Annotated in this window: 16 protein-coding genes; 7 read left to right on the forward strand and 9 right to left on the reverse strand. The window is 72.3% G+C overall.

Features of this window, described 5'->3' with window-relative positions; genetic code table 11:
* Positions 1-21 precede the first annotated feature (21 nt).
* Positions 22-909, reverse strand: coding sequence for a Gfo/Idh/MocA family oxidoreductase (locus ABZ818_RS13805; RefSeq protein ID WP_361413691.1), 888 nt, complete (start codon positions 907-909; stop codon positions 22-24).
* Between the two features lie 162 nt (positions 910-1,071).
* Positions 1,072-1,299: a hypothetical protein gene (locus ABZ818_RS13810; RefSeq protein WP_361413694.1), complete on the reverse strand. Its 228-nt coding sequence runs from the start codon at positions 1,297-1,299 to the stop codon at positions 1,072-1,074.
* A 217-nt stretch (positions 1,300-1,516) separates the two neighbouring features.
* Between ABZ818_RS13810 and ABZ818_RS13815 the strand changes: the two genes are divergently transcribed.
* A complete protein-coding gene (locus tag ABZ818_RS13815; RefSeq protein WP_361413696.1) occupies positions 1,517-2,335 on the forward strand; it encodes an SAM-dependent methyltransferase in 819 nt (272 codons plus the stop codon).
* 122 nt (positions 2,336-2,457) lie between these two features.
* Here the strand turns inward: ABZ818_RS13815 and ABZ818_RS13820 are convergent, their stop codons facing one another.
* Both ABZ818_RS13820 and ABZ818_RS13825 read right to left on the reverse strand, forming a co-directional pair.
* Complete coding sequence (locus ABZ818_RS13820; protein WP_361413699.1) at positions 2,458-3,381, reverse strand: helix-turn-helix transcriptional regulator; 924 nt, start codon at positions 3,379-3,381, stop codon at positions 2,458-2,460.
* A gap of 98 nt (positions 3,382-3,479) precedes the next feature.
* Positions 3,480-3,710 carry a DUF397 domain-containing protein gene (locus ABZ818_RS13825; protein ID WP_141364546.1) on the reverse strand — a complete coding sequence of 77 codons (231 nt, stop codon included), beginning with the start codon at positions 3,708-3,710 and terminating at the stop codon, positions 3,480-3,482.
* A gap of 183 nt (positions 3,711-3,893) precedes the next feature.
* Here ABZ818_RS13825 and ABZ818_RS13830 point away from each other — a divergent pair, with 183 nt between their 5' ends.
* The 4 genes from ABZ818_RS13830 (at position 3,894) to ABZ818_RS13845 (ending at position 5,899) form a co-directional block, all read left to right on the forward strand.
* Complete coding sequence (locus ABZ818_RS13830) at positions 3,894-4,358, forward strand: ATP-binding protein (RefSeq protein ID WP_361414017.1); 465 nt, start codon at positions 3,894-3,896, stop codon at positions 4,356-4,358.
* A gap of 44 nt (positions 4,359-4,402) precedes the next feature.
* Positions 4,403-4,921: a hypothetical protein gene (locus ABZ818_RS13835; RefSeq protein ID WP_361413702.1), complete on the forward strand. Its 519-nt coding sequence runs from the start codon at positions 4,403-4,405 to the stop codon at positions 4,919-4,921.
* Between the two features lie 320 nt (positions 4,922-5,241).
* Positions 5,242-5,490: a WhiB family transcriptional regulator gene (locus ABZ818_RS13840; RefSeq protein WP_361414020.1), complete on the forward strand. Its 249-nt coding sequence runs from the start codon at positions 5,242-5,244 to the stop codon at positions 5,488-5,490.
* 145 nt (positions 5,491-5,635) lie between these two features.
* Positions 5,636-5,899 carry a DUF5133 domain-containing protein gene (locus ABZ818_RS13845; protein ID WP_361413705.1) on the forward strand — a complete coding sequence of 88 codons (264 nt, stop codon included), beginning with the start codon at positions 5,636-5,638 and terminating at the stop codon, positions 5,897-5,899.
* Between the two features lie 46 nt (positions 5,900-5,945).
* Here the strand turns inward: ABZ818_RS13845 and tgmB are convergent, their stop codons facing one another.
* The 3 genes from tgmB to ABZ818_RS13860 form a co-directional block, all read right to left on the reverse strand.
* The gene (gene tgmB, locus ABZ818_RS13850) at positions 5,946-6,929 is read right to left on the reverse strand and encodes an ATP-grasp ribosomal peptide maturase (RefSeq protein ID WP_361413708.1); all 984 of its coding nucleotides are present in this window, start codon (positions 6,927-6,929) and stop codon (positions 5,946-5,948) included.
* Positions 6,930-6,943: 14 nt separating this feature from the next.
* The gene (gene tgmA, locus ABZ818_RS13855; RefSeq protein WP_141364557.1) at positions 6,944-7,135 is read right to left on the reverse strand and encodes a putative ATP-grasp-modified RiPP; all 192 of its coding nucleotides are present in this window, start codon (positions 7,133-7,135) and stop codon (positions 6,944-6,946) included.
* Between the two features lie 121 nt (positions 7,136-7,256).
* Complete coding sequence (locus ABZ818_RS13860) at positions 7,257-7,616, reverse strand: YkvA family protein (RefSeq protein ID WP_361413711.1); 360 nt, start codon at positions 7,614-7,616, stop codon at positions 7,257-7,259.
* Between the two features lie 201 nt (positions 7,617-7,817).
* On the opposite strand from ABZ818_RS13860, the gene ABZ818_RS13865 reads away from it, so the two are divergent.
* Positions 7,818-8,855: a hypothetical protein gene (locus ABZ818_RS13865; protein WP_361413714.1), complete on the forward strand. Its 1,038-nt coding sequence runs from the start codon at positions 7,818-7,820 to the stop codon at positions 8,853-8,855.
* Positions 8,856-9,047: 192 nt separating this feature from the next.
* On the opposite strand, the gene ABZ818_RS13870 is transcribed toward ABZ818_RS13865, so the two are convergent.
* On the reverse strand, positions 9,048-10,286 hold the full coding sequence (locus tag ABZ818_RS13870; protein ID WP_361413716.1) for a hypothetical protein: 1,239 nt from the start codon (positions 10,284-10,286) through the stop codon (positions 9,048-9,050).
* 485 nt (positions 10,287-10,771) lie between these two features.
* Here ABZ818_RS13870 and ABZ818_RS13875 point away from each other — a divergent pair, with 485 nt between their 5' ends.
* On the forward strand, positions 10,772-11,005 hold the full coding sequence (locus ABZ818_RS13875) for a chaplin (RefSeq protein ID WP_361413719.1): 234 nt from the start codon (positions 10,772-10,774) through the stop codon (positions 11,003-11,005).
* A gap of 144 nt (positions 11,006-11,149) precedes the next feature.
* On the opposite strand, the gene ABZ818_RS13880 is transcribed toward ABZ818_RS13875, so the two are convergent.
* Complete coding sequence (locus ABZ818_RS13880; RefSeq protein ID WP_361413722.1) at positions 11,150-12,514, reverse strand: FAD-dependent oxidoreductase; 1,365 nt, start codon at positions 12,512-12,514, stop codon at positions 11,150-11,152.
* Positions 12,515-12,565: the final 51 nt, after the last annotated feature.

Genomic DNA, 12,565 nt, shown 5'->3' on the forward strand with positions numbered 1-12,565 from the left:
AAACCCCGGCCCGCCAGGGGATCAGTCAGGGTCGCGCGCCAACTCGGCCTCCGCCGCCGCGAGTATCTCGGTGACCCGCAGGCCGAACGCCGCGTCGCACGGATGCGGGCGCCCGGTGCGCGCGGCGGCGAGCAGCGCGTCCGTCGCCCGGCCGTAGGCGGCGACGGCGTCCTCGGAGCTCTCCGGGAGCAGGGTCACCCCGGCCTCGCCCCGCAGCTCCACGGTGGCCCCGGCCGCCGCCGGGGGAGCGGTCAGGCTCAGCGTGAGGGTGCTGGACGCGCCGCCCACGTGGTCGAGGACTGCGTGCACCGTGTCCCCGGGGCCGTACGCAGCGGCCGTCACACGCTGTACGTCGCCGAGGACCGGCAGCAGCACCGACAGCGCGTGCGGGCCGACGTCCCACAGCGCGCCCTTCTCCCGCCGCCACGGCGAGGCGGCGAACGGGCTGTCGCCGGTGAACACGGCGCCCAGCCACTGCGCGCGTGCCGTGAACCAGTCCCCCCAGGCCGCCTGCTCGGCGATCCAGGCCTCCGGTTCGGGCTGGAAGCGGGCGGTGAAGAAGACCACTGAGGCCACGCCGGTCTCCCGGACGGCCCCGACCACCGCGCGGCCCTGCTCCACCGTCGCGGCGAGCGGCTTGTCGAGCAGCAGATGGCAGTGGGCCCGCGCGGCCCGCACCGCGAGGTCGGCCTGCACGTGCGGGGGCAGCGCGACGGCGACCGCGTCCACCTCAGCCAGCAGGGCGTCGAGATCGTCGTAGGCGTGCGTACCGTGTCGTTCGGCAAGATCCTTGGCGGCGGCCGTGCGTCGCCCCCATACGCCGGCGAAGTCCAGCTCGCCGTGTCCGCTCAGGGCGGGAGCGTGGACCATCCGTGCCCAGGGGCCGGTGCCGAGCAGTCCGATGCGCATACCGGTGCCTCTCCACTGTGCCGGACAGGGTGACGGCCGGCCGTACGGGCCGGTCGTCACCGAGCGTGTCACAGGAACCGGGTGCCGGAGCAAGCCCGCGGACGAAAGCGGGCACGGCGGGCGCGGCCAGGCGTACGCCCGCCGGGCGGGGCGCACGCCGGCTCAGGCGGCCCGGCGCCGCTCGGCGGTGGCCGGGCCCGGTGCGGACGCGACCGGGCCGGCAGCGGCCCCGGTGCGGCGGCGGCCACCCGGGAGCAGCCGCAGATGTGCGCGGCGCCCGGCATGGCGGCCCCGCGCCGGAGCCGGATCCAGCATCCGCTCCTCCACCCGGGCCATGACCGCCAGCAGCACGGACACGAGCGGCAGCAGCAGAACAGCGACGAAGACCATGACACCCCCTTGTCCGACAGAGGATCCGGGTGCTCCGTACCGCGCGGATGATGAGTGCCGCCCGGTGAAGAATTCGTGAGGATCGGGACAGACCGTGATGCCGTCACGGGCCGTCGTTCGCCCCCGGGCTGGTTTGGGAAGACGCGGCTTCCCTAGGATGTACTCTCAGTCGGACCGGCCCAGTTGGCGCGGTGGAATCGGCGAATCTGGGGGACTGATGCCTGCGGAGAACCAGCTGTTCACGAACATCGACGAGAACGTGCCGACAGCTGCGCGTATGTACGACCACTACCTGGGTGGCAAGGACAACTACGCGGCCGACCGGTCCGCGTGCGAGGAACTCGACAAGGTCGTCCCCAGCACCCGCCGGCTCGCCCTGAACAACAGGCGCTTTCTGCAACGGGCCGTCCGCACGCTCGCCGAGGAGCACGGGATCCGGCAGTTCCTCGACCACGGCTCCGGTCTGCCCACCCAGGACAACGTGCACCAGGTCGCCCAGCGCGTCGACCCCGAATCGCACGTGGTGTACGTGGACAACGACCCGATGGTGCTGGTCCACGGCCGGGCCCTGTTGCAGCAGGACGAGCGCACCGCGGTCATCCACGCCGACCTGCGGCAGACCGACGAGATCTTCTCGCACCCCGAGACCCAGCGCCTGATCGACTTCTCGCAGCCGGTGGCCGTGCTGTTCAACTCGGTCTTCCACTGCATCCCGGACAGTGACACCGACGGCCCGATCGCCGTGGTGGAGCGTGTACGGGAACGGCTCGCGCCCGGCAGCATCATGCTCATGTGCCAGCTGGTCAGCGAGGATCCCGAGGTGCGGGCCTTCGTCACCGACTTCATGGACAAGGTCACGCAGGGCCACTGGGGCCGGGTGCGCCAGGAGAAGGACGTCGCCGAATGGTTCGAGGGCCTGGAGCTTCTCGAGCCGGGTCTGGTGGAGGTGTCCACCTGGCGGCCGGACACCGAGGTGGCGCCCCGTCAACTCACTCACGAATGGGTGGAGTTCGGCGGCATAGGCCTGATCCGCTAGCGGACGGGCGTACGGCGGCACCGACACGAACGACGACGCCCCGTCCAGGGCCCGGACACCGGGTTGTGGACGGGGCGTTCGCGTTGACCGGGTCTTCGCGCCCCGGGTGGATCGCCTTCGGGCTAGGAGGCGGACGCGTAACGGTCGTTGGCCGTCTTGCGCAGTAGTGCCAGGGACTCCTGCGGCGTGAGCGCCTCGTCGGCCAGCCGGTCCAGGGCGATCCGGTACTCCTCCGTCTCGTCGCGGTCCTCGAGGAAGTTGGCGCTTCTGATGTGCTCGAGGTAGACGACGTCGGGCAGGTCGAGGCCGCCGAACCGGAGATACGTGATCGGGATGGCGGGCGCGGACGCGTTCGTCACGTCCAACGGAACGATCTGCACGGTCACGTTGGGGCGCTGCGCCATGGTGACGAGGTGGTCGAGCTGCTCGCGCATGACCTCGCGGCTGCCCAGAACACGCAGCAGGACCGATTCGTCAAGGACCGCCCACACCTGCGGCGCGTCCTGCCGCAGTAGCAACTGAGCTCGTCGCATGCGCAGTTCGACGCGTCTCTGCACCTCGCCCGCCGGGGCGGTCGGCAGACCCCGCTCCACCACGGCCCGGGTGTACGCCGCGGTCTGGAGCAGACCGGGAACGTACTGGATCTCGAAGGTGCGGATCGCGGCGGCCGCCTCCTGGAGGCCGACCAGCCGGTCGAACCACTCGGGCATCAGCCGCTTGTCGTAGCGCTGCCACCAGCCGGGCTCGCCCGCCCGCCGCAGCAGCCTGAGCAGGACCGAGGACTCGTACTCGTCGGTGCCGTACAGCTTCAGCAGGGCCCGGACGTCGCCCTCGGCCGGAGGGCGGCGTCCCTTGCCCGATTCGATGCGCGAGAGCTTCGCGGCGCTGAACCCGAGTTCGCGCGCCGACTGCTCCTGGGACAGGCCCGCGTCCTCGCGGAAGCCCGCCAGCTGGACACCGACCAGCATCTTCAGCAGAGTCGGGGCCGGCTCGGGCCGGTCCAGATAGGGTTCGAGGCGGGAGATGCGATGTGGCTCGGCGGACATCCTGACTCCCAGTAGACCGGCAGACTGAAAAGTCACCGTACCGCACCGTTCGGCTGCGGAGCGCACTCGCCGGGGGAAGTCGGCAAGTTCGTTCCGCTTCACAGGAGATGGTCGAACTCGCCCTCCTTGGCGCCGGCCAGGAACGCGGCCACCTCCGCGGGGGTGTAGACCAGCGCGGGGCCGTCGGGGTCACGGGAGTTGCGCAGGGCGATGTCACCGCCGACCAGAGTGGCGACTTCCACGCAGTTGCCTTCGGCGTTGCTGTGCCGGCTCTTCATCCAGCGGGCGTCCAACGAACTGGCCCGCACTCCGTTCCGGACTGGTGGCACCGCGGTCTCCTTGCTGTTCACGTTCGCACGTCCGCACGCACTTTCACGAGAAATTTCGCGTGCAATTGCACGCGGACGCTTTCAGCGTGGATAATAGCCGGGGCGTCAACCCCCTGTGGACGCCGTTCGGTGACGTCGCATCAGGGAGATGCCGTGCCCTCACCAGTGAGTCGAGAGCTCGAAGTGCCGAGCGCGGCCGCCGTGATCGCGCCGTGGGCGGAGGGGACCCACGGCGCGCTCGCGGCCGCAGCGCTGCGGATCGAGTGCGGACGGGAGGGATTCGCCCGGGCCCGCGCCTTCACGCGCGAGACCTTGGGCAGATGGTCGGTCGACCACCGCGCCGACGACGCCGCCGTCATCGTCACCGAACTCGCGGCCAACGCGGCGACGCACGCGGTGCCGTACGCCCCGCCCGGCGACAGGGCCGTGTGGCTCGGACTCGCCGTCGACGCCGCACAGTTGATCATCACGGTCTCCGACCCCTGCGCCGGCCGGCCCATACGCCGCAGTCCGGCGGGCTTCAGCCTGCTGGAGCACGGCCGGGGCCTGTGCATCGTCGACGCCCTGGCCGAGGAATGGGGCTGGACCCCGAGGCCTCCGGCGGGCAAGTCGGTCTGGGTGAAGCTGTCGACGCGTCCGCCCCGCTGAACCGCCGTTCCCTCCATAGGACCGCCGCCGGAAAGGACGACGCCATGCGCACCGTACCGACGGAGCAGCCCGGCACTCGGCGCACCGACCGCGCGACCCCGTTGTCGGCCCTGGGGCAGGTGCCCTGGAGCGACATCAGGGACTCCACCGGCTCCGCGGCCGCCGTCCCCCTGCTGCTCTACAAGGTGGCCTCGCGCGACGCGCGCACCGCCCGCGCCGCGCTGGACGATCTGCGCGGACGGATCTGCCAGTACGGCTTCGTGGTCGAACAAGCCACCGCCGCCGCGGTCCCCTTCCTGTGGGAGCTCGCCCAACTCCCGGGCGTGACCTGCCGTCCGCAGATCATCCAGCTGCTCCGGAGCATCGCCGGCGCCCGGCAGTGGGAGAGCGTCGCCGCGGTCTACCCCAAGCTCCTCAACCACCGGGAGAACCCGGTGGTCTGGGAGCGCAGGGCGCGGCAGGCCGTGCGCTCCCGGCGCGGCGCGCTGGCGGCGCTGCTGGCCGACCGCGACCGCGAGCTCGCCGCGGCCACGGCGGAGCTCGCCGACGCGCTCTCCGACTGAGCCCCGACACCGGGACCTCCGGGCGGCCCCGACCGCCCGGACCCACTGCGCGGATTCGGCCACCAGCACGAAGAATCACTCGCCGAGTGGGCCCGTGGCCGCAGGCCGTCCGCTCCGAGGGGCTCATGGCGGAGTGTTCTCCTGTTCGCCTCCTGCGTGGCGCTCACCCAGTCATGGCCGTGGGGCCGAAAAGCACCTATATTGCGGATACCTCTGCCGGGTCGTGCGGCGCCCTGCTGCCGCAGACGGGAGCTGCCCGGAAAACCGGAAAATGTGCGGCCGAGTGTTCAGCGGAGGTCCCGGTGAGCGTTGTCCGAACGATCGAGAACTGGCGCGAGCGCGGGGCGTGCCGCTTCGAGGATCCCGAGTTGTTCTTCCCGCTCGGGGAAAGTGGTCCGTCCATGCGTCAGATAGAACAGGCCCGGGCTGTGTGCCACCGGTGTCCGGTGCTGCGCGAGTGCCGGGCTTGGGCTTTGCGCAACAGCGAGTACGACGGTGTCTGGGGAGGCATGACCGCCGGGGAGCGCCGCGCCGCGGCGCGCCGCAGGTCCCGGGACCGCGGCCGGTAGAGCCGGCGGCGCCCCGGTGGGCGAGTGGCGGCCGTGCCACCGGAAACCGACTGAATTCGGTCAAACTTATGCCCGCGAGTCGCTCGCCGTGCATGGCACGGCGTGCCGCGGGCATACGGAGCAAAAATCGAGAGAGGGGCGCTCCGTGCTGGTTCCGGACCCGAAGGTCGTCAGGACGTTGCTGACTCGGTACGCATCGCTGAAGATCGCTCAGGCGGAGAGGGAGCGGGTCGAGACGGCCCGGGAACTGGAGGACGTCAGCTACACCTTGTGCGTCATGATGGGGGCCACCGGCATCCACGAGGCCATCGGCAAGGCGGACGCCCTGCTGCTCGCCCCCGGGCGAGCAGCGGACACGGATGTGAGCACCGACCCCGACGGGGACGGCGCCCTCCCCCTGGCGGTCTGATCCCGCGGCAGACGTACGGGCGCTCCCCTGGCACGGCGTGCCGCGCTCAAGGAGCGGCCGTACGCCTGCCGTTGGCGTGTTCGCGCTCCCGTGGGCCGGGGCAGGCCAGCCACTCGGCGATGGTCCGGGCGATCGGCTGGCCGGTCTCCACCTCGACGAACCCGAACTGGCCGGACTGGTTGCACTCGAGGAACCACCACGTGCCGTCGGCGTCCTCGGCGAAGTCGAAGGCGCCGTAGGCCAGTTCGGCCTGCCGTAGATAGGTGCGCACCGCTGCGGCCACGCGCGGCGGGACCTCGGCCGGCCGCCACTGTGTCCCGGACGTGGCGAACCGGACGTCCACCTCCTGGGGGTCGGCGTCCGCCGGGGTCGCCTTGCGGGCGGCCAGCAGCGTGTCGCCGACCGCGGTCAGCCGGATGTCGGCGCGCTTGGCGATCCTGCGTTGCAGCAGGGTCGGGCCGTAGGCCACCGCGCCGAAGTCCGCGTCCGGGGCGACGCGGCTGGTCGGCACCGCCCTCGGCGGCTCCTGCGGATGCGCGCCGGAGACCGGCTTGACCACCAGGTCCGGGAACCGCTCGGCGAACTCCCGGGCTGCGTGCGGGAAGGTGGTGATCAGCGTGGCCGGCACGGGCAGACCGCTGCGCTGGGCGGCCCGCAGCTGCCAGGGCTTGTGCCGGGCCCGCTCGGCCGCGTCCGGATGGTTCATCCAGCGGGCTCCGCAGCCGCGCAGCATTCCGTACAGCGCCTGTGCCGCCTCCTCGGTCAGCCACGCGGACGGCTGGGCCGCCCGGGCCGCCGGAGCTCCGGGCCTGCGCACCCAGACCGAGCACAGGCGGCTCACGCTCACCAGCCGTCCGCCCGTCGACAGATGGCCACTGAAGGAGTCGTGGACGTATTCGCCCGACAGGGCGGCGCCCGCGGTCAGATCGGCCGGATCCAGCCGGACCACCGGAGTCGAGGAGGCGTTCAGGTGCATCACCACCATGTCCGCCGTCACGTCCTCCTCGCCGGTGAGGATCAGTACGGTCATCTCCGCGGCCGTGTTCAGTCGTCGAAGTGCGTCTTGGAGCCCGCCGTGGAGGTCGTGGTGCCCAGCTCTCTCAGCAGCGCGTGGTCGGATGCGGCGATCCGCCCGTCCATGAGAACGTTCAACTGCAGCCCGGAGTCGTAGGCGTACGGCGTGGCAGCGTCCCGTTCCACTGCCGGACGAGCGTAGTTGAGCGCGAACGGTTGCATCGTCTCTCCCCTGTCGGTGCAGCCGCGACCAAGCGGTGGTGCTGCTTGTGGCGTCGCCCGGCCCGCTGACTTCGTTTCGGGTTCCCGAGACTTATACGAATCGAACGAGTGAATGGTTTCCTTACGGAGCGTAGTCCTTGGCGTCCGGCTGTCCACGACGTCCGAAAAGTCCGGGCCGCCGCACCAGGGCGGGCAGCTGGTCCCCGCCGGCGGCGTGCAGTGAGCGCAGGGCCAGGAGCAGGACGCCGATGTCGTCGAGGTACACCGGGTCGGGCAACAGGTCCGTGGGCAGGACGAGATAGAGGACGGCACCCCAGAAGACCCAGCGCGGACCCGTCGGAAGGCCGGCGCGGCGCAGCTCCCGCCGGGTGCGCACCAGACGCCTCAGCAGTACGACGGCCATGGCCAGCACGGCGGCCAAGGCCAGCGCGACGGCCGCGATGACGGCGGCCATGAGCAGCACCTTCGCGGTGGAGTCCACGGTTCGTGCCCTTCCTCGTCGTGCCGCTCACCGGCGCATCTCCTTGTCTGATGCCCGGTTGCGGCGCTTCCATGACCGGATGTCACCCCGCTGCGTCGTCCCGGTGGCGCGCCGCGCGGCACCCCGCTTGTAATGGCGGGGTAAAGGCGTGTCGCGCTTCGGGGGTGCAGGAGCGGCCGCACCCCTGCCATGGAGCCCAGCATGACCACCCGCTCTTCACCATCCCAGACGAACCAGGTTGTCATCGACTTCACCGACGAGTTCCACTGGTCCGGGCCGCCCGACGGCATGGCGGGACGCGGCGACGGCGAGTGCGCTGCCGGTGATCCGGTCGGCGGCCTCGTCCGTGCCGCGGTCGACGACCGGCCCCTGGAGGAGGTCCTCCGGCTCGTCACCCTGCTGGAGGGATCGCCCGAGCACGCCGAGGCCGTCCGGCACGCTCTGCGAGCCGTCGCCCTGGACCGGCCCGTGGAGGACGTCGCCCGACTGGTCGCCGAGCTGACCCGGCCGCCGCGACCGGCCGACTGCGCCGACGACACGATCCGCGCCGCGGTCGGCGGCCGCTGCGTCGCGGACGTCACCCGGCTGGTGGTGCTGCTGCACCGGCCGCCGCAACTGCCGCACTGCGGCCGGGCGGCGATCCGCGCGGCCGCCGCGGGACGCACGGTCGAGGACCTCGTGGAGCTGATCGGGCGGCTGGCCCGGGAGCGGTACGACGAACCGTACGACGAACCGGGTCCGACGCCCGGCGTGGCCGCGGACCAGGAGCAGAAGGCCGAGGGCGAGCCCGGCGAGCGGCCCGTACGGCCCGTCTTCTGGCCCAGTTGGATCGCCGCGGCGGCCCTCGTGGTGTGCGGCGCGGCCTACTTCCCGCTGCGCTGGCAGGGCGTTCCCCTCTTCGTCTGCCTCCTCGCCCTCACCGTGTCGGGGTTGTGTGGACTGCTGGCCGTGCTGCTGGCCCTGCGCACCGGGGTGGCGGCCCTGGTGGCGGGAGCGGTCGTCCCGGCGGTGCTGGCCGGAGTCGGCTACGTCGAAGGCAGGTTCGCCCCGGTCCAGGTATCCCGCGCCCTGGCGATCACCGTGGCACCACCGCTGAGCGCCGGACTCACCGCGGTGTGCGCGTCGCTGGCGAGTCTGGCCGCGCTCTCGCTGCTGCTCATGGTGCAGGCGGCCGAGCGACATCCGCCGCCCCGGTCGGCCGGACTGGGCTCACGGGCCGTCAACCCGCCTGCCCCGTGAACCGGTTGCCCGATGCCGGGAAGGGCTTGTTCGGTCACGAACACCCGTGGCCTCGCGGACGGCGCCGCCCGCGAGGGAGCCGCCTCGCCGCGGCGCGTCCGGGCGGCCTCCCGGACGTGCCGCCGCGCGGACCGCGTGTCCGCGAACGCGGCGCCCGGCTGGTCCGGGCACCCGTGCCGCCGTGAACCGGGTTCAGTCCCCGGTCCGCGGCTTCGAGCCTCCGGCCGGTGGGGACGTGCCGGCGTCCCCACCGGCCGGAGATCCGCCCTCGTCGCCGGAGGCCGCACCGGCCTTCGGCCGCCGCTCGGGCGCGGTGCCCGGGCGCAGCGACAGGGCGGTGCCCTTCAGGCGTTCCAGTCCGCGTGCCAGTTGCTGGAAGGGGGACCCCGCGGCCGTACGGGCCTGCCTCCTGGCGGGCAGCGTGCCCTCGGCCTCCGACTCCCGGTACACGGCGAGGGCCTCGTGGGCGCGTTCGGCGGCCTCCCGGTACAGGTCCCGGGACTTCGTCATCGCCTCCAGGGCCGCGGAGTACATGGTCACGAGCTCGCGTGCCCGGGCGAGTTCTTCTTCGAGGGTCAGCAGCTGCCACTCCTCGCGCAGCGCGGTGAGGGCCCGGTCGGCGCCGTTCGGCAGGGGCCTGGGCAGCGCGGCGAAACGGTTGACGGCGTCGATGAGTTCGGAGGGTTCCGTGCCGTCCAGGAAGACGCTGCGCACCGAGAAGTCCCGCACGTCGTAGCCGGGTGGCGCCGGACTGCCAGGCAGGACCAGGGCGCCGCCGCGGGGCAACCGGACGTCGAAGTCGTCCAGCACCCAGTTCACGGCCCTGAACCGGTGCGGCGCGGCCCGGTGCTCCACCACCCGGTGCCGCAGGCCCTCGGGCAGGGCCCGCACCACCGCCGCCCGGCCGCGCTCGTCGGGCGTCATGGCCTCGTGGACGACGACGTGCAGGGTCCAGGTGTCCCGCGCCGCGTGCCGCAGGACCCGCCTGAGGTCCTTGTCGTCGTCCGGGAGGGGAGTGACCTCCCCGAGCCGCAGCCCGGTGACGGCCTCGTACTCCCAGTCGGCGCCGGGCCCCTGCGGCCAGAACATGGTCGCGGGGGAGGGCCACCGCGGGTCCCACGGCTGTTCCGCCTCCGCGATCAGCACCCACTCGCGCCCCTGTCCGGAACCGGAACCGGAGCCGGCGAGGGGCGACAGGGCGAGCCGGGCCCGTATGGTCACCTCACCGGGCACCAGCCAGCGGGCCTCGAAGACCTTCTCGCCGCCGGGGCCGGTGTGCTCCGGTTCGAGGTGGTCGTGGATGACGCCGTCGGCCTTGAGCTGCTTCAGGCGGCGCCGCACGACGTCCTCCGCAGCGGGTCCGGTGTGGCGGCCGCGGGCCGGCCACACCGTGGGCGGGCTCGCGGGGCGGGGGGAGGGAGAGTTCGACATGAGCCAATCTGAGAGCGGGGACGGCGGTCGCGTTCAGTATCGCCAAGCCGGATCATGCCGGGTCGCGCGGGGTCGGTGTCCGTCCCACCGCGGCGGCGGCGCCGGGCGCCCACGGCCGTGCGCGTGCCGTGGCGGGGCGTTCTCCGTGGTCAGCCGGTCCGGGCGGAGGCCCGGCCGGCCCCGGTCGGCCGGTCGCTGACGTCCACGGCGAGTCCCCGGAGGGCGGCGGCACGGCGTTGACGCGGGCGCCGAAGCCGGGAGCTCCGGCAGGGCCGACGCCCTCCTGCCGCGGGGCCCCCTTCGTCCGGCCACGGTCCGTCACCTCCCCCTGCGACGCGTTACCCCGTGCCGCCTTCCCCATTCGGAGCATGTCACGCCCTGTGAGGCTGACAGTCCTACTGCATTCGGCGGTGAAACGATGTTCTGCGGCGCCCGGGACCCTCACCGTGGGAGCGCCCGTGTTCTTCGAGCGACAGGAGTTCTCCATGAGGATCAGAATGACGGCTGCCGCGGCCCTGGCCGGTGCGGCCCTGATGACGTGCGCGGGAACCGCCGCGGCCGACGCCGGCGCGACCGGTACCGCCAGCAACAGCCCCGGGGTGCTCTCCGGCAACGTCATCCAGGTCCCCCTCGACCTCGGCCTCAACCTGTGCGGCAACTCGGTCAACCTGATCGGCCTGCTCAACCCCACCGCCGCGAACGTGTGCGCGAACAGCTAGGGCGACCCCTGGCGGGGCGGTGCGCGTCCGGCGCACCGCTTCCCGTGAAGCGGAACGAGCCGTGCCCGGCCAGGGGCACGGCTCGTTCCGCCTGGGCTCCGGACAGGGCTCGCCGTCCGCCGGCGGCCGACTGGGCGTGCCGGACTACGCGCCGCTCGCGCGGAGCATGTCCTCGCGTTCGACGATCTTCACGCGCTCGCGGCCCTGCGGCTCGCCCAGGGCCTTCTCGGCGGCGTCCAGCCGGTACCAGCCCTCCCACGTGGTGAAGCGGACGTTCCGCTCGGCGAGGAAGGCGTCGACGGCCTCCGGGGCGGGCGAGGCGGGGGTGTGCAGGCGCTCGTTCGCGAAGTCGTCCAGCAGGTTGGAGACCGTCTCGTTGGCGTCGCCCTTGGTGTGGCCGATGAGGCCCACGGGGCCGCGCCGGATCCACCCGGTGACGTACAGGGACTGCACGTGCTCGCCGGACTCGGCGACGATCCGGCCGCCCTCGTCCGGGACCGTGCCCGACTCCAGGTCCCAGGGCAGCTTGGGCAACTTGTCGGAGAGGTAGCCCACGGCGCGGTACACGGCCGTGACGTCCCAGTCCTTGAAGACGCCGGTGCCCTTGACGTTGCCGGTGCCGTCGAGCGCGGTGCGCTCGGTGCGCAGGCCGACGACCCTGCCGTCCTCGCCGAGGACCTCGGCCGGGGACTCGAAGAAGTGCAGGAACAGCTTGTGCGGCCGGTCACCGACGTCGCGGATGGCCCAGTTCTCCAGCGTCTTGGCGACCATGTCGGCCTGCTTGTTGCCGCGCCGGGTCGCGATGGAGCCCTCGTCGTAGTCGATGTCCTCGGGGTCGACGATGACCTCGATCGACGGGGAGTGGTCCAGTTCCCGTAGCTCCATCGGGCTGAACTTCGCCTGCGCCGGGCCCCGGCGGCCGAACACGTGGATCTCCACCGCCTCGTTGGCCTTCAGACCCTCGTGCACGTTCGGCGGGATCTCGGTCGGCAGCAGCTCGTCGGCCGTCTTCGCCAGGAAGCGGGCCACGTCGAGGGCGACGTTGCCGACCCCGAGCACGGCGACCTTCCGCGCCGTCAGCGGCCAGGTGCGCGGCACGTCCGGGTGCCCGTCGTACCAGGAGACGAAGTCCGCGGCGCCGTACGAGCCGTCCAGCTCGATGCCGGGTATGGACAGTGCCCGGTCGGCCGTCGCGCCGGTGGAGAAGATCACGGCGTCGTAGAACGCGCGCAGGTCGTCCAGGTTGATGTCGCCCGGGTAGTCGACGTTGCCGAAGAGCCGGATCTGCGGCTTGTCGAGCACCTGGTGGAGGGCCGTGACGATGCCCTTGATGCGGGGGTGGTCGGGGGCGACTCCGTAGCGGATCAGGCCGAACGGGGCCGGCATGCGCTCGAAGAGGTCGATGGACACGCCCGGCTCGGTGGCCACGTCGGACTTGAGGAGGGCATCGGCGGCGTAGATCCCGGCGGGGCCGGCTCCGACGATGGCTACCCGCAGGGGGCGGGGCATGATCAGGTTCCCTTCGAGCGAGGATGGTCGACTCGTCGGCAACCTTAAACT

The sequence above is a fragment of the Streptomyces sp. NPDC047453 genome (assembly GCF_040643155.1).
Lineage (GTDB): Bacteria > Actinomycetota > Actinomycetes > Streptomycetales > Streptomycetaceae > Streptomyces.

Excerpts from the sequence above, each read along its gene's own strand:
- ABZ818_RS13835 (WP_361413702.1), top strand. The coding sequence starts at position 4,403 with ATGCGCACCGTACCGACGGAGCAGCCCGGCACTCGGCGCACCGACCGC.
- tgmB (WP_361413708.1), bottom strand. The coding sequence starts at position 6,929 with ATGACCGTACTGATCCTCACCGGCGAGGAGGACGTGACGGCGGACATG.
- ABZ818_RS13810 (WP_361413694.1), bottom strand. The coding sequence starts at position 1,299 with ATGGTCTTCGTCGCTGTTCTGCTGCTGCCGCTCGTGTCCGTGCTGCTG.
- ABZ818_RS13805 (WP_361413691.1), bottom strand. The coding sequence starts at position 909 with ATGCGCATCGGACTGCTCGGCACCGGCCCCTGGGCACGGATGGTCCAC.
- ABZ818_RS13815 (WP_361413696.1), top strand. The coding sequence starts at position 1,517 with ATGCCTGCGGAGAACCAGCTGTTCACGAACATCGACGAGAACGTGCCG.
- ABZ818_RS13875 (WP_361413719.1), top strand. The coding sequence starts at position 10,772 with ATGAGGATCAGAATGACGGCTGCCGCGGCCCTGGCCGGTGCGGCCCTG.
- ABZ818_RS13820 (WP_361413699.1), bottom strand. The coding sequence starts at position 3,381 with ATGTCCGCCGAGCCACATCGCATCTCCCGCCTCGAACCCTATCTGGAC.
- ABZ818_RS13865 (WP_361413714.1), top strand. The coding sequence starts at position 7,818 with ATGACCACCCGCTCTTCACCATCCCAGACGAACCAGGTTGTCATCGAC.
- ABZ818_RS13880 (WP_361413722.1), bottom strand. The coding sequence starts at position 12,514 with ATGCCCCGCCCCCTGCGGGTAGCCATCGTCGGAGCCGGCCCCGCCGGG.
- ABZ818_RS13870 (WP_361413716.1), bottom strand. The coding sequence starts at position 10,286 with ATGTCGAACTCTCCCTCCCCCCGCCCCGCGAGCCCGCCCACGGTGTGG.
- tgmA (WP_141364557.1), bottom strand. The coding sequence starts at position 7,135 with ATGCAACCGTTCGCGCTCAACTACGCTCGTCCGGCAGTGGAACGGGAC.